Genomic DNA, 23,095 nt, shown 5'->3' with positions numbered 1-23,095 from the left:
CGACCGCGGTGACGCCGCACCGAGATCAGCGCGCGGCGTCGTAGGCGGTGATGTTGGCGTCGACGTTGCGGGCGATCGCGAGCACATCCTCCGTCTTGGGGGTTATCGTCCTATCGGGTGTGCGGGCGTGGACCGCGACCTGTCGGTCGTCGAACACGACGATCACGCCAGTCTTGTCACCGAGTTGCTGGTCCGTGAATCGGCAGCTGTATCCCACGGCGTCCGTGAGGTCGGTGCACCCGAGCGAATCTCTGCTCTCGGTGGCCTTCGCGATCGCCGCGGTGCGGTCGGCCTCGTCTTCGAAGTCGCGCAGGGAGATGTCCAGCAAGAGTCGTCCGTTGCGTCCGACCTCGCATTCGCTGCCCTTCTTCCGCTGAGTCGCCGGTACCATCTCGCCATCCGCGGCGACCACGAGATCACCGGTGATGGTCTCCATCGCCGAGCGGTCCAAGATGCCGCAGACAAGGTCGTCCGCGGTGGCTGGCTCGTCATCGGAGCAACCGCTCAGCACAGTGGTCGCGGCGAGGAGCGCTCCGCCGACGAAAGCAACGCCGCTGTGGCGCCTCCCAGCCATCATTTGCCTCCTCGCAGGGTGGGATCGACAAAGCTCTCCAGGAAGGTGGACTGGTAGATGAACTCCTTGATCCGGTGCCGAGGCTGGTTCTGCGGGTCGGACCAGTCGTGCCACGCCTGCTCGACGGCCGCACGGTTCGGCATGTCCTCGGGCAGCACTGCCCCATCCGCACGATCGTAGAGCTCGGGATGCAGCTGCGGATTGTCTCCACCGGTGAAGAGATCGGGTGAGATGCCGTCGAAGTGGACTTTGTGTGCAGAACCCTCGACGCCGACGGTGATGTCCTGGTCATGGAGGAAGCCGTACTTGTAGAGGTCGGCGAGTGCGGCGTTCTCCAGCTTGTCGGGGATCGAGGCAGTCTCGCGGTCGAGGTACCCGTCGGTGTCTGGCGAGTACTTGACGGCATCCTTCAGCTGGGAGAGCGCCTCGCCTTGGATCGCAGAATAGGAGTTCTTGGCAAGCTCGCTCGCCGTCTCGCCAAGTACGGAGCCCGCTCCGGGGAGGAAGCCGGTCCCGATATCGAGCGCCTTCGACATCAGCTCGCGACGGGCAGTCTCGACGTCGTCCCTCTCGGCACTCATCTCGAGGCCCTGGTTGAACAGGTTGCCCATGACCTCGCCGTGCTGCTGCTGGAGTCCGTGGTAGCCGGAGTTGGCGAGGCCGTCGAGCGTCCTGCTGCCTGCGGGGAACTCGTTGAGGAACGCACCGTTCTGGAGGCGCGTCTCCAGCAGCATCGCGGTGGTAAGGGTCTGCAGACCTGTCTTGTCGTCGCCGCGGCCGATCTCTCCGAGAACAGTCTCGAGCTCGGGACCGGTGAGCACTAGCCGCCCGTCCGCGTCGGCGACGGTGCCGCCGGCGAGCAGCCGGTAGACGTCGTCGGTGTGACCGGAGGCGATCGTGCCCAAGCTGTCGGTCATGTCGGGCCACACGTGCCAGGCATTCTCGTACCACGAGTCCGGGCCGCCGTGACCAGACAGGTCGGCGATCCTCTTGAAGACGTCGGTGGCAAGCTCGGCGCCGAACACCGCATCGCCTCCGGCTCCGATCGTGGCAGCCTCGAGCGCCAGACCGAGGCCGTCGCCTTCGTCGCTGCCGTACCTGGCCGAGAACGTGCGAGCATCGACCTCGTCGCCGTCCTTCTTGCCGATGAGGTAGTCGAGCTTGTCCTTGTCGACGTCCCCGGCCTCGGCCGCGAAGAAGTCCTGAGCGGCCTCCGGCGTCTTCGCCATCCCGGCCAGGAGGTTGGCAAGGCCGTCGTACGGGGTCTGGTAGTGAGCCCTGTCGTCGTACGGGTCGCCGGGCTTGCCCAGGTCGTAGTAGGGCTCCTTGACTCTGTAGCCCTGTCCGAGCCGCTCGTTGAGCGGACCCCACACCGGTCTGCCGTCGTGGCTGCGCTCCCAGTCGTAGACCTGGTTGGTCAGGTCGGCGAGGAACGTCGGGTCGTACGACGCGGTCTTGCCACCGTGCTTGATGAGCATGGTCAGGGCGGCGGCGTTCTCAGGATTCGTCTCGTCGGTGATCGCGCGGAACCACTGGTCGCTGAGGTCCTGCGGCGGCGCATGAGTGCCCACGCCCTTCGTGTACGTCGCGAACGCGTGGCCGGCGCCAGCGAGGAACTCGGCGTAGGCCTTCGCCTTCTCGGCGTGGTCGAGCGGAGGAACCGACGAGCTTGGTGAGAATACGTCGTTGCTGAGGTCGAGGATGGCGTCAGCCATCTGGTTGGGTGTGACGGTGGAGTAGAGACGGTGCGCGAATGCAGCGTCGTCCTTCATCAGCGAGAGGGTCGCGACGGTGTCCTCGTCGATCTCCCTTGCGCGGATGGCCTTCGCAACGGCCTCGGCGACAAGACCCCTCACCGCAGGACTGAGGAGGGCGATGAACTGCGCGTCGAGATCCTTTGCGTGGTCGATGACGTACTTCGCCTGGTCCTCGGCCGACAGGTTCGCCACGTCGTAGGGGAGGGTCTTGAGCTTGACCTTGGACAGGTCGACGACGTTGGAGAACATCGCAGACGCGAACGAGGGGAGTGCGCCCGCCGCGTGGAGCGCGCGGACGTGCTTGGGGTCGAGCGGGTCGGTCAGCTGGCCCTTGGCGGTGCGGGCGGCGGACTGGAGCGTCTCGACGGCGCCAGCGTGCTGACCCGAGAGCGCCGCCTTCTTCTTCAGTTGCTCCTCGCGCGTCTTCTCGGAGCGGATCTGGCTGTTGAGTCCGTCGATCGTGTTGTTGAACGTCTCGACGGCAGTGCCGAAGAGGCGGATCGCGTCGGCCCCGATGGTGATGCCCTGGATCAGGTTCCGGCCCATGTTCTTCGTCGGCGTGTCCGCGCCCTCCATCGCCGTGGCGATCACACCGGCCCGCCTTCGCGGGCGGTGTTGTGCTTCTTGGTGAGGTCGGCGTTGAAGTTCTCGACGTCACCGGCCGGTGCCGCGACGGCATCGGCCTGCAAGGTGATCGTGCCTGGGGAGACGTCGTGCCGTTCGAAACCCGCGATGAGCAGAGAGGAGCCTCCGCCGTCGTTGTCCTCGAGGTGCATCCCGAGTCGTCCTTCCTGAGAGGTCACGGACCGTACGGACAGCAGCGAAGTCACAGGTCGCGGTAGACGGGGTCCGGGCCCGTGCACCTGAGCGAGCCGGAGCCGCCGATGGTCGACGGCCGAACTGGGATCGTCGAGCGATTGAGGCGCGTCGCGCGCTTCGCGGAGGGGGTCACCGGGGCGTCGAGGTTTCCCTCGCCGCCAGGTTTCCTCGCGCGTTCTCGATGAGGTCCACGGCAGCCGCTACCACGGCATCGTCGGTGCCGTTCTCCCCGAAGAGCGTCAGATAGACGAAGCGGTCGGGGAGGACGACCCTGGTCTGCGTGCGTCCGTCGGTGCGGCACACGTAACCCGACCCGAGAGCGTCGAGGGTCGGGGAGGTGAAGCAGTGCCCGCCCTGTTCGCCGATCTTCTGCCGGCTGCTGGCCAAGGCGGCAGCCTCGCGTGCCTCCACCCGCGTCTGCTCGGCCTTGTCGGCGATCGGCGACGCAGAGAACCGGACGCGGTGGTCGAAGTCGTCCTCACCCACACCGATGGAGCACTCGATGCGGCCGGAGTCGGGCGCCGAACCGATCTCGGGAACGCCGGTGCCGGAGGCGGTGTAGTCGTCCGACTCGACGACAGCCTCCACGATGTCGACGTCGAACACGCCGCAGACCAAGCCGTCGACCATCTGCACCGCCTCGTCGCCGTCGGCGCGATCGGAGCCGCTGTCGCACCCGGCGAGCGCCAGGGACAGCACCGCGAGGGCAACCACGGCACGGAACCTGCGGCGCATCTCACCCACCGCGCGACTCTTGGTTGCCGTCATCTTCGCGATTCTTGGCGTCCTCAACAGCTTCCTCCTCGGCATTGTTGAACGCCTGGTCCATCGACTCTCTCAAGGTGCCGTAGTTGTTGCCGGCGTCGCTGTCCCACCAGTCGTGCCACGAGGTCGGCGCCGTCCCACCTTCCGCCACGAACTCACGCTTGACGTGGCCGTTGCTGTCGAGGGCATCTCGGGGAAGGTCCTGCCCGTCGTTGCCTGCGGTGTAGCCGTACTGGACGAGCACGTTGGCCAACCCGCCCTGCAGGTTCTCGCGCCACGCGTTGTCCGTGGTGGCGCGGTAGGCGTCCGAGGTCGGTGCCGGAGCGCTCGTGACACCACTCTTGATCGCGTCGAGACCCTGTGACTTCGCGGTGTCGAAGGCCGTCTTGGCGAGCTCGGACGCTCCCTGTCCGAGTACTTCGTTGCCGGGCAGGAAACCGGTCGCGACATCGAACGCCTTCGCCGCCAGCGCCGCCCGGGCCGCCGCTGCCTCTTCGTCATCCATGTCGACGGTGACGGACTGGCCGAGCAGCCGACCGAGCACACGTCCGTTGTCCTCCACCACGTCGGTGAGCTCGCGGTCCGCGCTGTCCTCGGCGAGCACGGACGCGTTCTTGATGTTCTTCATCACCTCGGCAGGGAGCGGCTCGCCCGCGGGATGGTTCGGGTGGGCTGCCCGCCACTCGGCGATCGCCTCGCGCTCGTACTCGGCGATCTCCTCACCCATGCGGTCGTTGCCCTCGATGACGAGCGCCGTGGCAAGCACCTCGATGCCCGACTTGTCGTCGCCCCGACCGATCTCGCCGAGGACCGCGTTGAGGTTGTCGTAGCTGACGGTGAGCTTTCCGTCACCATCGACGCCCTGGCCGTTCGCGAGGGTGCGATAGACGTCCTCGGCGTAACCGGCGCCGATGTTGCCGATGCTGTCGCGCATCTCGCTCCACATGTGCCACTCGTCGCCGATGCCACCGCCCCCGGTGCCCTGCTTCTTGGGATCGAGGAGGTGGTCGGTGTTGCCCGTCCCGCGATTCTCTCCGATCAGGGTGAACACCTTCGACGCCAGTGCGGCAGCACGCTCGTCGGTGTAGTCGCCCAGCGAAGGGGGACCGCTGTTCTCGCCTGAGCGCAGGTGCCCCGTGGTGGCCGCCTCCAGCGCCTCACCCAGGCCGTCTCCCTCGTCGCTCCGCGTCACTCCCTCGGAGGAGAAGGTGCGTTTGAACATGAGGTACTCGAGGCGATCGTCGTCGACGCCGTCTCCGTCGCTGAAGAATCGCTGGGCGCCCTCGGGGGAGCTGCCCATCGCCCCGAGCAGGTTGGCGAGACCGTCCGTCGCGTGGCCACCCTCGAAGGTGTAGTTGGTCTCGTCTTCGTAGCCGTTGTTGAAGGTGTACTCGTTGAGCGTGACACGGTCGGGATCGCGGATCCACTGCCCGCTCGCCTCGGCCAGAGGACCCCAGACAGCATCGTCTTGGTCGCGCTCCCAGTCCAGGACCCTGCTGCTGAGGTCCGAGATGAAGGCCGCGTCGTACTCGCCGCCGGCTTCGCCGCCCTCACGCAGCAGCAGCGTCAGCGCGGCGGCGTTGGTCGGGTTGTCCCGGTCGGTGATCGCGTCGAACCACGTGTCGGTGAGCTTGTCGGCGTCGACCGTGCGACTGTACGTCGCGAGGGTCACGCCGGCGGCGTCGATGAAGTCGTCGTACAGCGCGAGCTTGTCCTTGGCCGTGCCAGGGAAGGTCGCGCCGTTGCGGTCGGGGCCCACGCCGAAGAGGTCCAGGTTGATGTGGGCGATCGCCTTGGAGAACTCGTCGGGGGTAACCGTGCTGTAGAGCGCCTTGGCGAACGCCGGGTCGTTCTTGAGAGAGCTGAGGACATCGACGGTGGCGCGGTCGATCGCCTTGTTCTTGATCGCGGCGCCGACGTCCTGGGCCACCATCTGCTTGGCCGCGGGACCGAACAGCGCGATCAGCGCGGGATCGAGAGTCGCGGCGTTCTGCTTGATGTAGTCGGCCTGCTCGCGATCGGTCATGTTGGCGAGGTCGACCGGAAGCGCCGTGAGCTTGACCTTGGTCAAGTCGGCGACGTTGCTGAACATCGCGGGCGCGAAGGAGGGGAGGGCGCCGGCGGCATACAGAGCACTGACGTGCTTGGGATCGAGCGGGTCGGTCAGCTGGCCCTTGGCGGTGCGGGCGGCGGACTGGAGCGTCTCGACCGCGCCGGCGTGCTGACCGGAGAGCGCCGCCTTCTTCTTCAGCTGATCCTCGCGCGTCTTCTCGGAGCGGATCTGGTTGTTGAGTCCGTCGACCGCACCGTTGAAGGTCTCGACGGCGGTGCCGAAGTGCCGGATCGCGCCGGCCCCGATGGTGATGCCTTGGATCAGAGTGCGTGCCTGGTTCTTGGTCGGCGCGTCCGCACCCTCCATCGCCGTGGCGATCACACCGGCCACGCCTTCGCGGGCGGTGTTGTGCTTCTTGGTGAGGTCGGCGTTGAAGTTCTCGACGTCACCGGCCGGTGTCGCGACGGCATCGGCCTGCGAGGTGATCGTGCCTGGGGAGACGTCGTGCCGTTCGAAACCCGCGATGAGCAGAGATGAGCTGCCGCCGCCGTCCTCAACGCGCATCCCGAGTCGTCCTTCCTAAGAGGTCACGGACCGTACGGACTGTAGCGAAGTCACAGGTCGCGGTAAACGTCTCCGAGGCGCGCCTGCTCGGCCGGTCGGCGATCGGCGATCGGCGAGGCAGAAACCGGACGCGGTGGTCGAAGTCGTCCTCGCCCCTCAGCCGGGTCGTCACTGGTCGGCGTCGTACGCCTCGAGGTTCGCGTCGATGTTCTCGGCAATCGCGAGCACGTCCTGGGTATCGGGCGGCGGCGCATCGCCGTTGCGTGTGCGCGCGATGATGCGAATCCAGCGGTCCGGGAAGAGTGCGGCGAGGTTCGTCTCGTCCGTGCCGTCGATGCCCCCGCAGACGTAGCCCGCAGGATCGCCGGTGAGGGCGGTGCACTCCGGAGCGCCTTCTGTCTCCTCGGCCAGCTGGGCCTTCATCGCGTCCCAGTCGGCCGGGCCGGTGGTGTCACGCAGCGTGATCGTCAGCAGAGTGTCGCTGCCGGTCGCGGTGCTCACCTGGCAGTCGAGCCCATGGCCTTGGCGTCGCGTCGGGTCGAGGTCCTCGCTACCGAACGTCTTGACGTCGAGGTCACCGACGACAGGCTCGGCCACCTCTGGGTCGAGGATGTCGCAGTAGCGGGACGGCCCCTCGGCCTCGGGGGCGGAGCTGTCGTCACACGCGGCCACCATCGCGAGAAGGGCGAGCGCGCAGGCCGCCACGCGCGCGTTCACGGAGTCGTCCGACGGCGAGTCACCCGACATGGTGCTGGGCGTCCGCGCAGGCGTGAGCGCTCACTGGCGCCTCTCGTCGTACGCCTGGACGTTTGCCTCGACGTCACGGGCCAACGCGATCGCTTCCTCGATCTGCGTGGTCCGCTCTTGCGGCTTGACCCCGCCGAACGGCCGAGGTGACCGATGATCCGACGACGCAGCCGTCGGAGGGACCGTCCCCCAACTGCGAGAGACCAGATGCCCTCGCAGGCTGGCGCGGTGCTGTCTGTTGGACTCAGGACCGGATCACCTCGAGGCGTACGGGGGTTTCGTCCCGGCGTTCATCGAGGACGGCACACTCCTGAGCGCGCAGCGCCCGCTCGTCGGCCGGACCGATCCCGTCGCCGAGGGTGTCGAGGTCACCGTGCCCGACGACGGGCTCGATCACGTCACGAGTGAAGAACCCGCAGGCCGTGCCGTCGACGAGGTCGCGGGCCGCCTGCGCGTCGGGATCATCGTCGGTGCTGCAGGCCGCGACGGCCATGGTGCCGGCGAGGACCAGCGCGAGGCCGCCGACCAGGCGCCCGAGCGCACCGCCGATGCGAAGCATAGGCATCATCCGTCCTTGTTCATCCCGGCGTCGGCCGGCCTCGTCGAACGGTTCACTGGTCCGCGTCGGGCGAGAGCGTTTCCCCGACGTCGCGTCGCGTCGAGGTTCCCGCCGCCGAAACCGGTCAGGTCGGCGTCCCCGGTGATCGCCTCTGCGGCCGTGGGGTCAACCGACTCGCACAGGCGGGACGTCGCGTCGGCCTCCCGTTCGTCCTCACATCCGGCCAGGGTGTCGGCGAGCGCGACCGCCACGCCGCCGGCGAAGACCCGTACACCGATCCGCGTCGCACGCGGGTGCTGGGACGACTCGGGCATCTCAGCGGTCGGGGTCATCGCGGCGCGAACGAGGACGCGTTGACGTTCCCCATGAGCTCCCGAACGGCGGTGCGCAGGTCGTCGGCTGCCTCAGCGACCGACGGCGACTTGCCATGCGGCGTCAGACCGAGAGAGGCGTAGTACACGGGGTCGGTGCCCCAGACGGCGCGGGCATAAGGGGCCGTCGTGCCGTCGACGTCAGGGTCGCCGCACAGATAGCCGGTCGCGCCTTCGACCGCCAACGGCTCGCGCTCCTCGCACTGTCTCGCTGCCGCGCCGACAAGGGCCGCGTCGTCGGTCTCGCCGTGCTTGACCAGGAGAGCCAGGGCCGGACGGGACGTGTCGTCCGGAAGGTAGCGGCACTGAGCCCAGTTGCTCTCGAGTCCTCCGTTGTCGACCGACGTCTCCTCCGTGTCGCGCAGAGCGCCGACGAGCTCCTCGACCGTGACCTCCTCGAGGAGACGGCATGCGTCGAGGCTGAACACCTCTTCCTGCGGCGGATCGTCCGTGCAACCTGTGAGCGCCATCGCGGAGAGGAGTCCCGTCGCTACAGCGAGCCTGAGCCTGCGGTTCATCGGAAGCTGGGGAGGTTCGAGGCGTACGAGTTGATGGCCTCCTGCGCCAGACCTGAAGGCGCAGTCGCGAGCCAGCGGTTGAAGTCGTCCTTGAGGTCGGGATCGACGTCTGCCTTCGGGTCGTAGAGATCGGGGTTGATGATGCGGTTGCCCTGAGTGTCGGTCTGAACCACCCCGGGAGGGATACCGCCCTCGCCCACCGGCAGATATCCGGCGTTGAGAAGCGTGTTGTACATCTGGTGCCTGAGGGAGTCCTTGACGCCCTTGTCGGCGTCCTACGCCCAGGACTGCGCAGCGCTGTCGGGTTGGGCGGCCAGTTGATCGCCGACCAGCCCGAGCGCCTGGCCTGTGAGCACGCTGCCGACGGGGTTCGCGACCGGCGGCAGGAACTCGGTCGCCACGCCGAAGGCCTTGGCGAGTGCCTCGCGCTGCTCCTGAGTCGCGGCCTCGCCGTCCTTGCCGCCGAGGAAGCCCTCGTTCATGACCAGGGCCAGGGTGCGGCCCGACTTGGAGGATGCGTCGCCGAGCAGTTCCTCGAAGTTGGACGCACTCAGCTCCTTGAGCGTCGTCGGGTGGGAGCCGTCAGGAAGCACCGCGGTGTCCAGGGCGTTCGCGACCGTCGCGTTGTGATGGGTGAGTGCTGCCGTGGTGACGTACTGCAAGCCGGTCTTGTCGTCGTAACGGCCGACATCTTGGAGCACCTTCGTGAGGTCGTCGACGTTCGCTCGCATGCCGAGGGCGACACCGCCCTTTCCGTCGGAGGCGTCGTACGTCCAACCTCCGTCGAGGGAGTCGCCATTGCCCTCCTGTGCCGCACGGTGCACGTCAGGGATGTACGAGGCGAGCATCTTCCCCACGGAGTCGGTCATGCCCTCCGGGACGTGCCAGCCGTCGTCGCCCGGCCACGGGCCGTCGCCGGTGCCCGACTCCTGACCGATGATGAACACCGTCTGGCTGGCGAGCGTCGCGGCACGGGACTGGGCCGTCTCGCCGCCGAGGTCGCCCTTCGAGACGACGTCGCGCGAGTGCGTCGTGGCGCCCTCGAGCGCCACGCCGAAGCCGTCGCCGTCGTCGGTGGGCCACTTCCGCTCGGTGAACAGGTAGTGGAGCTTCTCGTTGACGTCGCGATCGTGGTAGCGCGTGGTGTCCGGGTCGTCGAAGAACTGCTCGGCGGCCTCGGGAGTCTTTGCCATCCCGGACAGCAGATTGGCGAGGCCGTCGTACGGAACCTGGTAGTGAGCCGTGTCGTCGTACGGGTCGCCGGGCTTGCCCAGGTCGTAGTAGGGCTCCTTGACGCCGTAGCCCGTTCCGAAGCTGTCGTTGATCGGGCCCCACACCGGCATCCCGTCGTGGCTGCGCTCCCAGTCGTACACCTGGTCGGTCAGGTCGGCAAGGAACGTCGGGTCGTACGACGCCGTCTTGCCGCCATGCTTGATGAGCATGGTCAGGGCGGCGGCGTTCTCAGGATTCGTCTCGTCGGTGATGGCCCTGAACCACTGGTCGCTGAGGTCCTGCGGCGGCGCGTGGGCCCCAGTGGCCTTGGTGTAGGTCGCGAACGCATGGCCGGCGCCAGCGAGGAACTCGGCGTAGACCTTGGCTCTCTCGACCTGGTCAGGCGGGCCGAACGTGCCCGGCGGGAACACCTCGTTGCTGAGGTCGAAGATGGCATCGGCCATCTGGTCGGGGGTCACGGTCGAGTAGAGACGGTGCGCGAATGCAGCGTCGTCCTTCATCAGCGCGAGGGTCGCCGCGGTGTCCTCGTCGATCGCCTTGGTGCGGATGTCCTTCGCAACGGCCTCGGCGACGAGACCCCTCACCGCCGGGCTGAGGAGGGCGATGAACTGCGCGTCGAGATCCTTTGCGTGGTCGATGACGTACTTCGCCTGGTCCTCGGCGGACATGTTCGCCACGTCGAACGGAAGGGCGGTCAGCTTCACCGCCTTCAGATCGGCGACGTTTCTGAACATCTCCGGTGCGAAGGACGGGAGCGCGCCCGCGGCGTAGAGCGCCTCGACGTGCGCGGGTTTCAGCGGGTCGCTCAGCTGGCCCTTGGCGGTGCGTGCTGCCGACTGGAGCGTCTGGACCGCCCCGGCGTGCTGGCCGGAGAGCGTCGACTTCCTCTCGATCTGCTCCTCGCGGGTCGCCTCGGACCGGATCTGGCTGTTGAGGCCGTCGATCGTGTTGTTGAACGTCTCGACGGCAGTGCCGAAGAGGCGGATCGCGCCGGCGCCGATGGTGATGCCCTGGATCAGGTTCCGGCCTATGTTCTTCGTCGGCGTGTCGGCACCCTCCATCGCGGTGGCGATCACACCGGCCACGCCTTCGCGGGCGGTGTTGTGCTTCGTGCCTGGTCGGCGTTGAAGTTCTCGACGTCACCGGCTGGTCCAGCGACGGCATCGGCCTGCGCGGTGATCGTGCCTGGGGAGACGTCATGCCGCTCGAAACCCGCGATGAGCAGAGATGAGGCGCCGCCGCCGTCCTCAACACGCATCCCGAGTCGTCCTTCCTCAGAGGTCACGGACCGTACGGACTGTAGCGAAGTCACAGGCCGCGGTAAACGGGGTCCGGGCCCGTGCAACCTGAGCGAGCCGGAGCCGCCGATGGTCGACGGCCGAACAGGGATCTCGAGATTGAGGCGCGTCGCGCGCTTCGCTGATGTACATCCAGTTCATGTGCGAGGAGGGGGGCCACCCGGGCGTCGGGGTTTCCCTCGCCGTCAGGTTTCCTCGCGCGTTCTCGATGAGGTCCACGGCAGTGGCTACCACAGCATCGTCGGTCCCGTCCTTCCCGAAGAGCGTCAAGAAGACGAAGCGGTCGGGGAGGACGACCCTGGTCTGCGTGCGTCCGTCGGTGCGGCGCACGTAGCCCGGCCCCAGAGCGTCGAGGGTAGGGGAGGTGAAGCAGTGCCCGCAGTCCGGTACGAACGAGGACTCATCCACGTTCCTCATCAGGTCCCGGACGCATCACTGCTTCTCGTCGTACGCCTCGAGGTTGGCGTGGACGTTGGCCGCGACCGTGAGCACGGCCTTGGGTTCGGGAGGCTCCGCGTTGGCGCGGGCCGTGGCGTCCACGCGTACCCAGCGACGAGGAAAGAGCACAGCGATCTCGGTGGCGTCTGTGCTCCGACAGACGTACCCGAGCGGCTCGTCCGTGCGCATCGCGCAGGTGTCGCTTCCGGCGATCTCGTCAGTGAGCTGCTTCTGCATCGCCGCCCACTCGGCCTGGTCCGACAGATCCATCGTGGTGACCTGAAGGAGGTCCTCGCCACCAGGACCGTCGACGATGCAGGTGAGAGCGTTCCCCTGACGTCGTGTCGCGTCGAGGTTCCCGCCACCGAAGCCGGTCAGCTCGACGTCCCCGGTAATCCGCTCTGCGGCCTCGGGGTCGAGCATCCCGCACAGGCGCGACGTCGCGTCGGCCTCCGGCTCGTCGTCGCATCCGGCGAGTGAGGCGACCAACGCAGCCGCTGCCACGCCGGCGAGGGCCCGTGCACTGATCCGCGTCCCGGATCTGTGGCGGGTCGCCGATGCGGACCTCCTCCGTGACACCTTCGAGGAGCTCGTGAAGGTCGTCGGTCGAACGGTCACCGGAGGTTGTTCTGGACGTCCTGGGGGGGCGTGAGCGCTCACTGGTGCCTCTCGTCGTACGACTTGATGTTTGCCTCGACGTCACGGGCCAGCGAGACCGTGACATGGACGAGCTCGTCGCGGGTGTCGACCTTGTCGGCGCCCCCTCCCTCGGGAAAGTACGAGACCTCGAGGAGCCGGGCCCCGTTGTCGGGCCACACGGTCGCGCGCATGCTCGAGTCGCTCCAACAGACGCTGCCGGTCCAGTCGGCCAGGTCGTCGAGTCGCACGCAGTTGTCGAGGGGTGCAGCGTCGTGACCGGGTCGTGTCGAGGGGGCATCGTGAACCTGGGCCAAGACAACGGTGCGGTTGCCGTCGACGACGGCGCACTCCTGCTCGCGGTCGGCCCGCTCGTCGGCCGGCACGATCTCGTCACCTGCCGCCGCCGCATCGTCGTGACCGACGATCGACTCGATCAAGGCGGGGCTGAGGTATCCGCAGATCTTGCCATCGACGGACTTCGCGTCGGTGGCGGGCTCGGGATCGTCACACCCCGAGAGGGCGCAGGAGACCAGGGTGGCGAGGCCGAGGCCAACATGACCGAAGTGCATCCCGAGTCGTCCTTCCGGAGAGCCCACGAACCGTCCGGACTGTAGCGAGGCCCGCCTCGCGGCGAAAGGGTTACCGCCGCGCCGACCGCGACGACGACGTTCGCGACGCAACCCGGAGGCGTCAGCCGGGACCAGCGCGCCCAGCGATCTCACGGCGCGATCGGATGGTCAACGCGCAGGGCGGGCAGCTCGCTCCTGGGCGATGGCATCGGCGACAGCGTGCGCGCGGCCCCACGAGATCTCGTAGAGGTAGCTCTCGTCGGCTGTCGCGACGACGAGCCTCCGGCACCACGAACGGTAGAGAACGCCTGTGCGCACCCTCCCGTCGGCGCCTGCGCGAGCGGGAACAACCCTCACATCCATGATCTCCGACCACCGCACACCGGCGGAGGCGCGGCCGGACCAGGTTGTCGGCCCACCGGTCGACTCGAACCAGAGCCCGCCTTCGCCAAGGCGTACGATGCCCGCCACCGTGCCCCGACGCGACGCCGCATCCGGCCGCTCCCGAGTGTCCGGATCCAGGACACGGCCCCCGCGCCAGGATGCGATCGCCCGGCCGAACCATCGCGGCTCAGGAGCGGCGGCCGTCGATCCTGAGCCGAGACGGCCGGCGAGCGAGGAGAACGGGTCGGAAAGAGCGTCCCACCGGCCCTTCGCGGACTGGCTGGTGTACCAGCGCGGGCCCCACAGGCGCTGCGCTGGCCACCAGAGGAGGCCGACGCCGGTGACCAGGAGCCCGAGCACGAGCGACAGCGCCCCGAGGATCGCAAGAACGGAAGAGAGACCGGAGAGCGAGCCGATCTCGGCCAGCCCGGCACCGAGGAGGACGAGCCCGAGCGAGGGGAGGAACGCCAGCACGAGGAGTTCGCCGCCCGTGCGTCGGGTCCACCACCGTGCTGCCCGGGTCCGACCGCGCCAGGACCATCCGGAGAGGACGACCAACGTCAGGCCCACTGCACCGATCACCAAGGAGAACATCGATACCAATCCTGAAACTCAGCGCATCGCCGACGTCGGTGAAGCCCTCGATCAGCGGCGATGAGCTGCCGCCGCCCTCCTGACCGCGCATGCCGAGCCGTCTTCCTGAGAGGTCACGGACTCTAGCCAAATCACAGGTCACGGAAAAAAATGAGGTGCCCCGGCGGCGGCGAGATACGCGGCGCCACATTCCGGGACAGCGGCCGTTTCTCCCTTGCCCCGGTGGCCCCCGTACGTCGTATGGTCTGTACTGACTCGTCGTCTGAGGAGAGGTTTGCCCACCATGGGTGCTAACTACTGGGGTAACGAAGAGCTCGGCTCGTTGTCCAAGGCCGCCAAGAGCGGTCACGGCACCGCGAGCGAGGACGCGTCGTCGTCCGCGACGCGCCACCTTGGCCGTACGCAGGCCACCGAGGGCCTCAACGTCGGCCCGGCCGGCAACGCACAGCGTTCCGCCCACACCGCCCTCGCGTCGGCGAAGCAGGCCAACGCCAACAACGTGGCCACGGTCGGCACCAACATCAACCGTGGCGAGCAGTCGCAGGCGCAGACGACCGAGGAGTCGAGCTCCCTGCAGAAGGTGTCCGCCACCGACGGCGAGTCGACGGCGACGTCGCTGCGCCGAGACATCCAGGCCTGACGGTCCGAGAGCTCGTAGGAAGAGGGAGCACGACGTGAAGATTCGTTACGACAAGTCCGCCAGCGAGGACATCAACGCCTCCGGCAAGGAGTTCGCCGGCGGCGCGCAGACCGACCAGGACTCGGTCGAGACCGCCGCTCGCCAGATCGCGGCCAACCTGTCGGGTGCCGGCAGCGAGGAGGCCCACGCGGTTCACCGCACGGCCTACGAGCGCGCCGACGAGCTGCACCAGGCCTCGCTCAAGTCCAACCAGACCGACCAGAAGACCCAGGACATCAACGACTCCGCGATCCCGCGGATGCAGTCCTTCTTCGGCAACCGCGCCTGACGCAGCCCAGGAGACCCGATGGCCCCGTTCTACGAGGTCGGCGACACGACCGCGACCCACGCTGCAGGTCAGCGTCTCGCGGGCCTGTCCGGCGACGTCCATCAGGCCAAGAGCACGCTGGTGACGGCACTCGAGGCCGTCACGCCCGGATCCCGGCACGGCGTCGGCGATGTGACCGTCGGCGTCGATGCGTTCCAGACCTGGGCCGTGGAGACCGCCAACGCGGTTGCCAACGGCGTCAGCAACCTCGGCAACAACACGTCGAACGGTGCCAAGACGGTCGCCCAGACGAGCAACGAGACCACCGCCCTCCACAATCAGCAGTCGGCTCTGAACCGTGACGTCAACTCGGGATCCCGACAACCGGTCACAGCCGGCTAGCACGAGCCGCACCAGACGACGAGGCCCTCTCCGCCGTGACGGAGGGGGCCTCGTCGTCTCACGAACCCGTCAGGCGTGCTGCTCCGGCACGAGACCGGTCTGGACCTGACCGATGAGGCCGTTGCGGTTGACGTAGAGCGCACGGCCCGTCGGCAGGCGCGTCGGCGCGACGCCCCCGACGAGTCGCCCCTCGAGCCGGTCGCCGGAGAACATGAGGCCTGCGGTCGACACGTCGGTGAGGCGCTGGAGCATCGGCTCGAACTGTGCGCGTGCGAGCCCGTTGACCCGTCGTGACGCGACGAGGTGGAAGCCCAGGTCGTTGCCCTGCGGGATGTACTCCACCAGCGGGTCGAGCGGGTTGCCCGACGACGTGGCGACCAGGTCGTAGTCGTCGACGACCACCAGCAGCTCCAGGCCCTTCCACCAAGAGCGCTCGCGCAGCTGGTCGGAGGTCACGTCGGGCCCTGGGAGCCGCTGGTGCAACGACCCCGCGAGCTCTGTGGCGACCTGCCCGGTCTGCTCGCGGTTGGTGCAGTAGGCGACGAGGTACTCCTCGGGCACGACGTCGAGCAGCGAGCGACGGAAGTCGACGAGGACGATGCCGAGCTGCTCGGGCGGCATCAGCTGGGTGTAGCCCTTCAGCAGCATCTTGAGGAAGTTCGTCTTGCCCGTCTCCGGGTCGCCGTAGACGAGCAGGTGCGGGTTCGAGCCGATCAGGTTGACCGAGACCGCGCGTAGGTTGCGGTCCAGCACGCCGACGGGGACCCCCGGGTACGCCGGGTCGACCGGAGGCAGCTCCTCGAGGTGGACCACCGGCGCAAGGGTCTGAACCCGCTCCACCGCGATGCCCTCCCAGCGCTTCGTGATCGCCGTGAACAGCTCCTTCTGCGCCTCGAAGACGTCCTCGGTCTCGCGGACGCCGTCGATGCGGGGGACTGCTGCCTGGAAGATCCGCTCGCCCTCCATCGCGCCGCGTCCCGAGATCTCCTTCGGGATCTGCTCCATCACCTTGCGGCCGAACTGCGAGTCGTACAGGTCGTTCAGGCGCAGCTCCAGCCGCCCGCCGAACGACGGCTGCATCCGCATCCGGATCTGCATGCTCTGGGTGACGGTCAGGACGACGTGCACCCCGTACGCACCACCTCTCGCCGCGATCTCGTCCACCGCGTAGTCGAGCGCGTCGTACTCCTCGCGGAACGTCGCCCACCCGTCGATCACGAGGAAGACGTCGCCCGGCGTGTCGCGCGGGATGCGTCCCTCCTCGCGGGCCCGCCGGTAGTCCTGCATGCTCTCCAGGTCGTAGCGGCGGAAGAGCTCCTCGCGCTCGTCGAGCACCGCCATGACCTCCTGGACGGTGCGGTTGATGCGCTCGGGGTCGTTGCGGGTCGCGACGGCGGCGACGTGGGGGAGGCTGCGAAGGGCCTGCAGCGTGCCGCCGCCGTAGTCGATGCAGTAGAACGCGACCGTGCCCGGCGCGTAGCGGAGCGCGAGCGAGGCCACCATCGTGCGGAGCAGCGTGCTCTTGCCGGTCTGCGGGGCACCCGCAAGCACGAGGTTGCTCCCGGCACCGGTGAAGTCCCACTCGAGCGCGTACTGCGCCTGCTTGGCCGGCTCGTCGACCAGACCGAGCGTCGCGCGCACCGTCGCAGGAGCGCCCGGCTCGTCGACGGTCTGCACACGGTCGAGGGTGAGGACCGGTGGCAGCGGGTCGAGCCACACCGGGCGCACCCGCGGCGCGCCGGCGGCGGTCATCTGCTCGCAGAGCACGTCGAGGACGGTGGGGCCGCCCTTGCGTGCGGCTGCCTCCGCGGCGGCCTCGCCGAGCGAGGCCTCGCGCTCGGCGGCGGCCCGGTCGGCGATCCAGGCGCCGATGCCGTTCACCGCGACGTACGGCACGACGGGGACCGACGTTTTCGGGCCCTCGGCCGGCGGGACGTACGGGCTCGAGACCAGCGCCGCCTTGAAGCGCTCGAACACCGTCGTGTCGACCTTGAGGTAACCCGAGCCGGGCTCCGGCGGCAGGTGGTAGGCGTCGGGGACGCCGATGGCGTCGCGGCTCTCCGACTCCGAGAACGTGCGGAGGCTGATCCGGTAGGAGAGGTGCGACTCCAGACCGCGGATCTTGCCCATCTCCAGCTTCTGCGTCGCGAGCAGCAGGTGGACGCCGATGGATCGCCCGATGCGCCCGATCGCGACGAACAGCTCGGCGAAGTCGGGCTTGGCCGTCAGCAGCTCGGAGAACTCGTCGACGATCACGAGCAGGTGGGGGAGCGGCTCGAGCGGCTCACCGGCGTCGATCTTCTCCTGGTACGCCGTGACGTTGGGGAGGTTGCCGGCGGACTTCAGGACCTCCTGACGGCGCTGCATCTCGCCGTACAGCGCGTCACGCATGCGGTCGATCAGCGTCAGGTCGTCCTGGAGGTTGGTGATCATGCCGGCGAGGTGCGGGATGTGCTCCATCGCCGCGAACGTCGCGCCACCCTTGAAGTCGACCAGCATCAGCGCGAGCCGGTCGGGGCCGTGACCGACCAGCAGGGAGCTGACGAGCGTACGGAGCATCTCGGACTTGCCGGAGCCGGTGGCGCCCACGACCAGACCGTGAGGTCCCATGCCGCCGTGCGCGGACTCCTTGAGGTCGAGCAGCACGGGCGAGCCCTGCTCGGAGATGCCGATCGGCACCCGGAGCAGGTCACGCAGCGCGCGAGGACGCCAGGTGCGACGGGTGTCGAGGTGTGCGGGGTCGCGGACGCCCAGGATCTCGGCCAGGCCGACCGAGCCCTCGAGCCCGTTCTCCCCGGCCTCGTCGGCGCTGAGCCGCAGGCCGGAGAGCGTGCGAGCGACGGTGCTCTCGGTGCCCTCGTCGAGAAGGTCGGCGCGGAACGGTGACGGGTGGACCGCGGTGACCAGCGAGCCGTCAGGCCCGATCTCGACACGGACGTCGAGCGGTCGCGGCTCGTGGCGAGGCGACGGCAGCAGCGAGACGACGTGGATGCCGAGGGCCTGGAGCGGGATCGCCGGGTCGGGAGACTCCAGGTGACCTCCGCTGCCACCGTCGTGGTCGACGATCACGACGAGGTGCGACCCGACGACACCGGCGCCCCGGCTGCGCTGGTAGCGGTCGAGCCGCTCCTCGAGCTCCGCGCCGAGCAGCTCGGTGAGGGCCGCGACCGACGTCGCCACGCGGCGCGCCGGCACCTCTCCGTCGAACGTCCGGCTGCTCTGCGCGTGCGGGAGCCACTTCACCCAGTCCCACGCGGCAGCGGCGTCCTCGGGACGGACCACCGCCACATCGAGGTCACCGGGGGCGTGCAGCGTGACCAGCTGGGCGAGCATCGTCCGTGCGACCGCCCGGGCGGCCGCCGGGTGACCGATCATCGCGATCTGACCGTACTGGCGCAGCGGGAGGGTGATCGGCTGCTCCGACAAGGTGGCGTAGCGCTGCTGGAGCTCTTCGGCGGCGTTCAGGCACAGCGGGTCGAACTCGTTCAGCGGGCCGGTGTCGACATCGAGAGCGAGCCCGCTCGACAGGGGGACCTCGCCCGTCCCCAGGCGGACCGAGAGGAAGTCACCGTGCGACGGGCGTCGTTCCCACCGGCGTGCACCGTCACCCGCGAGACCGATCAGCTCGTCGGGTCGCGGGAACCGCCAGGCCTGCTCCGTGCGCTGGGTCGCGACCCGCTCGCGGACGGCCAGCCGCATCTCCTCGAGATAGTCGAGGTAGCGCTCCCGGGACTCCCGCATCTGCCGCCGTGCGCCGCCGCGCTGACTGACGATCATCACGACGCCGATGGCGATCGAGCCGATGAGGACGAGGAAGCCGGCCACGACCAGGATCGGCCGGTCCTTCTGGGTGAGCGCCATCGTCAACGACCCGGTGCCGCTCATGATCGGCATCATGAGCATCGTCATCCCGGCGGCCGGTGTCGGCGCCTGCGTGCGGTGCGGCGGCTCGTGGATGCTGAGGGGGGCGTCGTCGACGCGCGGAGGGGCCGTGCGTGGGGGCCGTCTGACCAGCGTCGTACTCATCGCCGTCCTCGTGGTCGGAGCAGAGGCGTTGTCCTCGCAAACGATATGCTCCACGGCGTCCACGCCGAGCGGTGGCCGCGCACGCCGCGACCGCCGCGGACCGAGCCACTCGCACAGGGGAGAGGAGTGCGCCGGTGCTCACCGCTTACAGCAGGGTCACGGTCGTCACCGAGGAGAGACGGGTCGACCTCGCGCTGCCGAGCGCCCTGCCGCTCGCCGACGTCGTCGCGCAGGTGATCCGCTACTGCGGCGGCGGTGAGGCGCCGCAGGCCGGCCTCGCACTCGCGCGCGTCGGAGGCTCTCCGCTCGGGCTGGGCCAGACCCTCGAGGAGGCCGGGGTCCTCGACGGGGACGTGCTCGAGCTGCGTCCCCGTTCGAGCGGCGTCGAGCCCGCGTCGGTCGAAGATGTCCGCGATGCCGTGGAGGACGCCACCGAGTCGGCGGGCGGCGCCTGGACGCCGACGACGACGCTGACCTTCTCCGTCGTCACCACCGCCGTCGCTCTCGGCGTCCTCGCCCTGTGGTGCCTCGGCCTGCTGGAGCGGCTGGTGCCCGGCTGGCAGGTGCCCCCCGCCGGTGCGGTCGCCGCGGGAGGCATCGCCAGCGCGGTCGCCCTGGCCGCTCTCTCCGGGTGGGCCGCACGGGCGGCCGCACCGTGGTCGGTACGGCCCGTCCTGGTCGCCGCGCTCGTGTGGGCGTACGTCGGGAGCACCGCCCTCGGCTCGTGGGCGGACTGGAGCGGGTCGCTGACGGTGGTCGTGGCCTTCGCGATGGCCGCCGCGGTCGCGGGTCTCGGGCGCGCGATGACCCCGCTCGCGACGCCGTACCTCGCCTTCGCCGGAGTCCTCCTCGTCGTCGCCGGTGCGTTCGCGCTGACAGACGCCTTCGCGGTGGAGCCGCTCCAGACGCTCCGCGTGGTGGTCGTCGTGGTGCTCCTGGCCGTCGGTGTCGCGCCGAGGGTCTCGCTGTCGGTCGGTGGCCTGGCCAGCGCCGACTACCGGGTTCGGAACGTCGGCACGATGTCGCGGGAGGCCATCCAGGCGCGATACCGCGAGAGCAACGGGCTGCTCGTCGGGTCGCTCGCGGCGATCGCGGTGGTGGCCGGTGTCGGTGGTGCGGTCCTCACGTTCTCCGACGACCGGTGGGACCGCTGGCTCGCCCTCGCCGTCGGGCTGCTCGCCCTGTCGCGCTCGCGCATCTTCTCGCGCGTCGCGCACATGCTGCCCCTGCGGATCGCCGGTCTCGTCGTGCTCGGGGCCCAGCTGGTCCGCGAGGTCGCCGACGTCGACGCGACCCGCTGGCTCGTCGTCATCGTGCTCGCCCTGGGAGTGGTGGCGGTGGCGGTGGCGTCCGTGCAGATCTCGGGCATCAGCCGCGCCCGCGTCAAGCGGTTGCTCAACCTGGTCGAGCTGCTCCTGGTGATCCAGGCGATCGTGCTGGCCTGCGGGGCGACCGGGCTGTTCGACCGTCTCTCGAGCATGGTCTGAGGAAGGACGCGCGATGACCGACGACCGTCAGCCGCCGGAGGGCGCCGAGCCCCGTCCCGATCGAGGGCGTCGTTCGGAGGCGCAGGGTGCTGCCGCCGACCTGGCTCGCATGGGCATCGACCCGCGAAGCCTCGGGCTCGACACACCGCAGTCGCAGGCGCCCGAGCGTCGCTGGACCCAGGAGTCGGACCACGCCGTGCCCCAGCGTCCGGCCGACGACGCCAACGTGGTGGCCCTGCGCCCCGAGTGGGCGTCGCAGGCGCGCGGGCACGCGCAGCCCGCACCGCCTGCCGTGCCCCCGTCGGCGACCGTGCCTGGCTCGGTCGAGCACCCCCCGACCGTGGCCCACGAGGTCGTCTCGCGCACCGTCTCACCGGCCCCGGAGCGGGTCGGAGGCCCGTCGTGGGTGCGCGCCGCCGCACGCGGCATCGTCACGTTGGACGGAGCCGCGGCCGCCGATGCCGAGCGCGCCTTGGTCGCGGGGGTCCGGCGCCGGCAGTCGGGCCGACGTCTGGTGGCGTTCCTGTCCGCGCAGGGCGGCGTGGGTACGACGACGGTCGCGAGCGGTGTCGGCGCCGTGCTCGCCGCGCTCCGGGACGACCGTACGGTGCTCGTCGACGTCCAGGCGGGCACTCCGCCGCTGAGCACCCTCCAGGGCGTTCACGACCCGCACACCGTCCGGCGCATCCTTGCTGCCTCCGACGCCGCCACACCGCCGACCGCCCCCGGCGGCCTCGCCGTCGTCGACGGCCCCTCGTGGGACCAGCCGCTCGAACGCGGCGAGCTCGGCGGCCTCGTCGACCGCCTCGTCGCGCAGCACGCCTTCCTGCTCGTCGACGCCGGGGACGACCCCACCGACGGGGCGTACGCCGCGGTCGCCCGCTGCGACCGTGCCGTCGTCGTCACCGGGCCGGGGGAGATCGGGCTGCGGGCCCTCGAGGTCGCACTCTCCCGCCTCGACCGGGTCAACCCGGCGGCGGCGCGGTCGGCGGTCGTGGTCGTCGTCTGCCGCGAGGACGGAGACCCCGTCGACGAGGCTCGGCGTGCGGCCGCGGCCGTCGGTGCCGTCGACGGACAGGTGGTCGTCGTCGGGCGCGACGACGCGCTCCGTCACGGCCGCCCCTTCCGGGCCGACCAGGTCACCTCCCAGACCCGGTTCGCCTTGCTGCAGGTGGCCGCGCGGCTCGCAGAGGGACGATGAGCGGCGCCGACCAGGGCGGTACGCCGCCGACGCGCCCGGTCCCGCCGACACCGGGAGCGACGCTCGCCCGGACGCCGAACGCAGAGAAGTACGTCCTCGAGGCCGACGCGCTGCGCCGCAGGCAGCTCCGGTCCGCGCTCCTGCACGGCACACGGCGGACGTGGCGCGAGCACCGCTCCACGTGGCCGGCCGTGCTCGCCGGGGTGATCGTGGTCGCGGTCATCGTCGCCGGGATGGCGGTCACCAGCGCCTACCAGCGCCAGCAGGACATCCAGGAACGTCAGGAGCGCCAGCGCAGCAGTGCTGAGACGCCGTCCGCGTCGGCGCCGACGCCGTCACCGACCGGCAGAGAGCGACCCAGACGGTCGTTAGCGACCCCGAAGACTCCCGAGACCCCCGCCACTGTGGACGGCGAGGGATGACGAACCTCACCGCGTGTAGGTTCATGCCTTGACTTGACGCTCGGACATCCAGCTGGAGGCCCTCCATGTCCAAGTTGCCGACCGCGAGTGAGACGCGCACCGCTGCGCGCCTCCCTTCCACGCGGGAGCGCCGTCCGGCGCTCGCTGCGCTTGCGGTCATCCTGATCGTCGGCGGAGCCCTCCTCTCGGGCTGGATCGCCATGAGCTCCGGTGACCGTGCCGACTTCCTCAAGGTCCAGGGCGAGGTGGCCCAGGGCCAGCGGCTGACCCTCGACGACCTCGGCACCGTCTCGCTGCCCGAGGGTTTCGACGGCGGAGTGCGTGCCGGAGAACGCGACTCGGTCGTCGGACAGTACGCGACCGCCCGGCTCCTCGACGGCACGGTGCTGTCGCCGGCGATGGTCGCGGAGTCGACCGGCGTCGGCAAGGGCAAGGCACAGTTCCCCATCCAGACGCCGGCCACCCGCTCGCTCACCGAGCTCCGCGGAGGCGCACCGATCGGCCTGTACCTCTCCGGTGCCGACGGAGACCCGCGCGGGATCGCCGCCGAGGTCGTCCAGGTCGGTGAGGTCGACGACGGTGCCCTGTCGTCGAGCCAGGACATCACCGTGCTGGTCAGCGTGGACGCGAGCTGTGGCCCGCGCCTGGCCGGCGCACTGGCCGACGACTCCGTCTATCTCGCGACGGTCGGCGAGGGCGCCGACCTCGACGACACGTGCGGAGGCTGA

24 protein-coding genes are annotated in these 23,095 nt (G+C 69.5%); 7 read left to right on the top strand and 17 right to left on the bottom strand.

Features of this window, described 5'->3' with window-relative positions; translation table 11 throughout:
• Positions 1-25: 25 nt before the first annotated feature.
• From KV097_RS04500 to KV097_RS04425, 16 genes are all read right to left on the bottom strand, one after another.
• Positions 26-574, bottom strand: coding sequence for a hypothetical protein (locus KV097_RS04500; RefSeq protein ID WP_220341594.1), 549 nt, complete (start codon positions 572-574; stop codon positions 26-28).
• The gene (locus KV097_RS04495) at positions 574-2,922 is read right to left on the bottom strand and encodes a hypothetical protein (protein ID WP_220365189.1); all 2,349 of its coding nucleotides are present in this window, start codon (positions 2,920-2,922) and stop codon (positions 574-576) included. The genes KV097_RS04500 and KV097_RS04495 overlap by 1 nt, the downstream gene beginning before the upstream one ends.
• On the bottom strand, positions 2,919-3,134 hold the full coding sequence (locus KV097_RS04490) for a hypothetical protein (RefSeq protein ID WP_220365188.1): 216 nt from the start codon (positions 3,132-3,134) through the stop codon (positions 2,919-2,921). The genes KV097_RS04495 and KV097_RS04490 overlap by 4 nt, the downstream gene beginning before the upstream one ends.
• 145 nt (positions 3,135-3,279) lie before the next feature.
• Complete coding sequence (locus tag KV097_RS04485; RefSeq protein WP_220341597.1) at positions 3,280-3,918, bottom strand: hypothetical protein; 639 nt, start codon at positions 3,916-3,918, stop codon at positions 3,280-3,282.
• Entirely contained in the window at positions 3,887-6,532 is a 2,646-nt protein-coding gene (locus KV097_RS04480) for a hypothetical protein (RefSeq protein ID WP_220365187.1), read from the bottom strand. Before KV097_RS04480 ends, KV097_RS04485 begins: the two co-directional genes overlap by 32 nt.
• A gap of 168 nt (positions 6,533-6,700) precedes the next feature.
• Positions 6,701-7,249, bottom strand: coding sequence for a hypothetical protein (locus tag KV097_RS04475; protein ID WP_220365186.1), 549 nt, complete (start codon positions 7,247-7,249; stop codon positions 6,701-6,703).
• 274 nt (positions 7,250-7,523) lie between these two features.
• Positions 7,524-7,844 (bottom strand): hypothetical protein, encoded by a 321-nt coding sequence (locus KV097_RS04470; RefSeq protein WP_220341600.1) that lies wholly within the window; start codon positions 7,842-7,844, stop codon positions 7,524-7,526.
• A complete protein-coding gene (locus KV097_RS04465) occupies positions 7,844-8,170 on the bottom strand; it encodes a hypothetical protein (protein ID WP_220341601.1) in 327 nt (108 codons plus the stop codon). Before KV097_RS04465 ends, KV097_RS04470 begins: the two co-directional genes overlap by 1 nt.
• Positions 8,167-8,637: a hypothetical protein gene (locus KV097_RS04460; protein WP_220365185.1), complete on the bottom strand. Its 471-nt coding sequence runs from the start codon at positions 8,635-8,637 to the stop codon at positions 8,167-8,169. The genes KV097_RS04465 and KV097_RS04460 overlap by 4 nt, the downstream gene beginning before the upstream one ends.
• Positions 8,638-8,723: 86 nt before the next feature.
• On the bottom strand, positions 8,724-8,963 hold the full coding sequence (locus tag KV097_RS04455) for a hypothetical protein (protein ID WP_220365184.1): 240 nt from the start codon (positions 8,961-8,963) through the stop codon (positions 8,724-8,726).
• Positions 8,964-9,002: 39 nt separating this feature from the next.
• Positions 9,003-11,036: a DUF6571 family protein gene (locus KV097_RS04450; protein ID WP_220365183.1), complete on the bottom strand. Its 2,034-nt coding sequence runs from the start codon at positions 11,034-11,036 to the stop codon at positions 9,003-9,005.
• A complete protein-coding gene (locus tag KV097_RS04445) occupies positions 11,033-11,218 on the bottom strand; it encodes a hypothetical protein (RefSeq protein WP_220365182.1) in 186 nt (61 codons plus the stop codon). Before KV097_RS04445 ends, KV097_RS04450 begins: the two co-directional genes overlap by 4 nt.
• A gap of 16 nt (positions 11,219-11,234) precedes the next feature.
• Positions 11,235-11,666 (bottom strand): hypothetical protein, encoded by a 432-nt coding sequence (locus tag KV097_RS04440; RefSeq protein ID WP_220341604.1) that lies wholly within the window; start codon positions 11,664-11,666, stop codon positions 11,235-11,237.
• 24 nt (positions 11,667-11,690) lie between these two features.
• A complete protein-coding gene (locus tag KV097_RS04435) occupies positions 11,691-12,200 on the bottom strand; it encodes a hypothetical protein (protein ID WP_220365181.1) in 510 nt (169 codons plus the stop codon).
• Between the two features lie 152 nt (positions 12,201-12,352).
• On the bottom strand, positions 12,353-12,904 hold the full coding sequence (locus KV097_RS04430; protein WP_220365180.1) for a hypothetical protein: 552 nt from the start codon (positions 12,902-12,904) through the stop codon (positions 12,353-12,355).
• A 168-nt stretch (positions 12,905-13,072) separates the two neighbouring features.
• Positions 13,073-13,882: a hypothetical protein gene (locus tag KV097_RS04425; protein WP_220365179.1), complete on the bottom strand. Its 810-nt coding sequence runs from the start codon at positions 13,880-13,882 to the stop codon at positions 13,073-13,075.
• A 283-nt stretch (positions 13,883-14,165) separates the two neighbouring features.
• On the opposite strand from KV097_RS04425, the gene KV097_RS04420 reads away from it, so the two are divergent.
• Genes KV097_RS04420 through KV097_RS04410 form a run of 3 tightly spaced genes read left to right on the top strand, consistent with a single transcriptional unit; the run spans position 14,166 to position 15,231 of the window.
• Positions 14,166-14,522, top strand: a complete 357-nt coding sequence (locus KV097_RS04420) for a hypothetical protein (protein WP_220341608.1) — start codon at positions 14,166-14,168, stop codon at positions 14,520-14,522.
• A 34-nt stretch (positions 14,523-14,556) separates the two neighbouring features.
• The gene (locus KV097_RS04415; protein WP_220341609.1) at positions 14,557-14,850 is read left to right on the top strand and encodes a hypothetical protein; all 294 of its coding nucleotides are present in this window, start codon (positions 14,557-14,559) and stop codon (positions 14,848-14,850) included.
• An 18-nt stretch (positions 14,851-14,868) separates the two neighbouring features.
• Complete coding sequence (locus tag KV097_RS04410; protein ID WP_220345045.1) at positions 14,869-15,231, top strand: hypothetical protein; 363 nt, start codon at positions 14,869-14,871, stop codon at positions 15,229-15,231.
• A 69-nt stretch (positions 15,232-15,300) separates the two neighbouring features.
• On the opposite strand, the gene eccCa is transcribed toward KV097_RS04410, so the two are convergent.
• On the bottom strand, positions 15,301-19,257 hold the full coding sequence (gene eccCa / locus KV097_RS04405) for a type VII secretion protein EccCa (protein WP_220365178.1): 3,957 nt from the start codon (positions 19,255-19,257) through the stop codon (positions 15,301-15,303).
• 134 nt (positions 19,258-19,391) lie between these two features.
• Here eccCa and eccD point away from each other — a divergent pair, with 134 nt between their 5' ends.
• The 4 genes from eccD to KV097_RS04385 all read left to right on the top strand — a co-directional run bounded on the left by eccD (position 19,392) and on the right by KV097_RS04385 (position 23,095).
• Positions 19,392-20,744: a type VII secretion integral membrane protein EccD gene (gene eccD, locus KV097_RS04400; RefSeq protein ID WP_220365177.1), complete on the top strand. Its 1,353-nt coding sequence runs from the start codon at positions 19,392-19,394 to the stop codon at positions 20,742-20,744.
• A 13-nt stretch (positions 20,745-20,757) separates the two neighbouring features.
• A complete protein-coding gene (locus KV097_RS04395) occupies positions 20,758-21,945 on the top strand; it encodes a hypothetical protein (RefSeq protein ID WP_220365176.1) in 1,188 nt (395 codons plus the stop codon).
• A complete protein-coding gene (locus tag KV097_RS04390; RefSeq protein WP_220365175.1) occupies positions 21,942-22,367 on the top strand; it encodes a hypothetical protein in 426 nt (141 codons plus the stop codon). The genes KV097_RS04395 and KV097_RS04390 overlap by 4 nt, the downstream gene beginning before the upstream one ends.
• A 65-nt stretch (positions 22,368-22,432) precedes the next feature.
• Positions 22,433-23,095 carry an SAF domain-containing protein gene (locus KV097_RS04385; RefSeq protein ID WP_220365174.1) on the top strand — a complete coding sequence of 221 codons (663 nt, stop codon included), beginning with the start codon at positions 22,433-22,435 and terminating at the stop codon, positions 23,093-23,095.

The sequence above is a fragment of the Mumia sp. zg.B17 genome, assembly GCF_019550915.1.
GTDB lineage: Bacteria > Actinomycetota > Actinomycetes > Propionibacteriales > Nocardioidaceae > Mumia.
Note: the sequence above shows the minus strand (reverse complement) of the source record. Positions and strands in the feature narration are given on the sequence as shown.

Excerpts from the sequence above, each read along its gene's own strand:
- KV097_RS04500 (WP_220341594.1), bottom strand. The coding sequence starts at position 574 with ATGGCTGGGAGGCGCCACAGCGGCGTTGCTTTCGTCGGCGGAGCGCTC.
- KV097_RS04485 (WP_220341597.1), bottom strand. The coding sequence starts at position 3,918 with ATGACGGCAACCAAGAGTCGCGCGGTGGGTGAGATGCGCCGCAGGTTC.
- KV097_RS04480 (WP_220365187.1), bottom strand. The coding sequence starts at position 6,532 with ATGCGCGTTGAGGACGGCGGCGGCAGCTCATCTCTGCTCATCGCGGGT.
- KV097_RS04470 (WP_220341600.1), bottom strand. The coding sequence starts at position 7,844 with ATGCCTATGCTTCGCATCGGCGGTGCGCTCGGGCGCCTGGTCGGCGGC.
- KV097_RS04465 (WP_220341601.1), bottom strand. The coding sequence starts at position 8,170 with ATGACCCCGACCGCTGAGATGCCCGAGTCGTCCCAGCACCCGCGTGCG.
- KV097_RS04455 (WP_220365184.1), bottom strand. The coding sequence starts at position 8,963 with ATGTACAACACGCTTCTCAACGCCGGATATCTGCCGGTGGGCGAGGGC.
- KV097_RS04445 (WP_220365182.1), bottom strand. The coding sequence starts at position 11,218 with ATGCGTGTTGAGGACGGCGGCGGCGCCTCATCTCTGCTCATCGCGGGT.
- KV097_RS04430 (WP_220365180.1), bottom strand. The coding sequence starts at position 12,904 with ATGCACTTCGGTCATGTTGGCCTCGGCCTCGCCACCCTGGTCTCCTGC.
- KV097_RS04425 (WP_220365179.1), bottom strand. The coding sequence starts at position 13,882 with ATGTTCTCCTTGGTGATCGGTGCAGTGGGCCTGACGTTGGTCGTCCTC.
- KV097_RS04420 (WP_220341608.1), top strand. The coding sequence starts at position 14,166 with ATGGGTGCTAACTACTGGGGTAACGAAGAGCTCGGCTCGTTGTCCAAG.
- KV097_RS04410 (WP_220345045.1), top strand. The coding sequence starts at position 14,869 with ATGGCCCCGTTCTACGAGGTCGGCGACACGACCGCGACCCACGCTGCA.
- eccCa (WP_220365178.1), bottom strand. The coding sequence starts at position 19,257 with ATGAGTACGACGCTGGTCAGACGGCCCCCACGCACGGCCCCTCCGCGC.
- KV097_RS04395 (WP_220365176.1), top strand. The coding sequence starts at position 20,758 with ATGACCGACGACCGTCAGCCGCCGGAGGGCGCCGAGCCCCGTCCCGAT.
- KV097_RS04390 (WP_220365175.1), top strand. The coding sequence starts at position 21,942 with ATGAGCGGCGCCGACCAGGGCGGTACGCCGCCGACGCGCCCGGTCCCG.
- KV097_RS04385 (WP_220365174.1), top strand. The coding sequence starts at position 22,433 with ATGTCCAAGTTGCCGACCGCGAGTGAGACGCGCACCGCTGCGCGCCTC.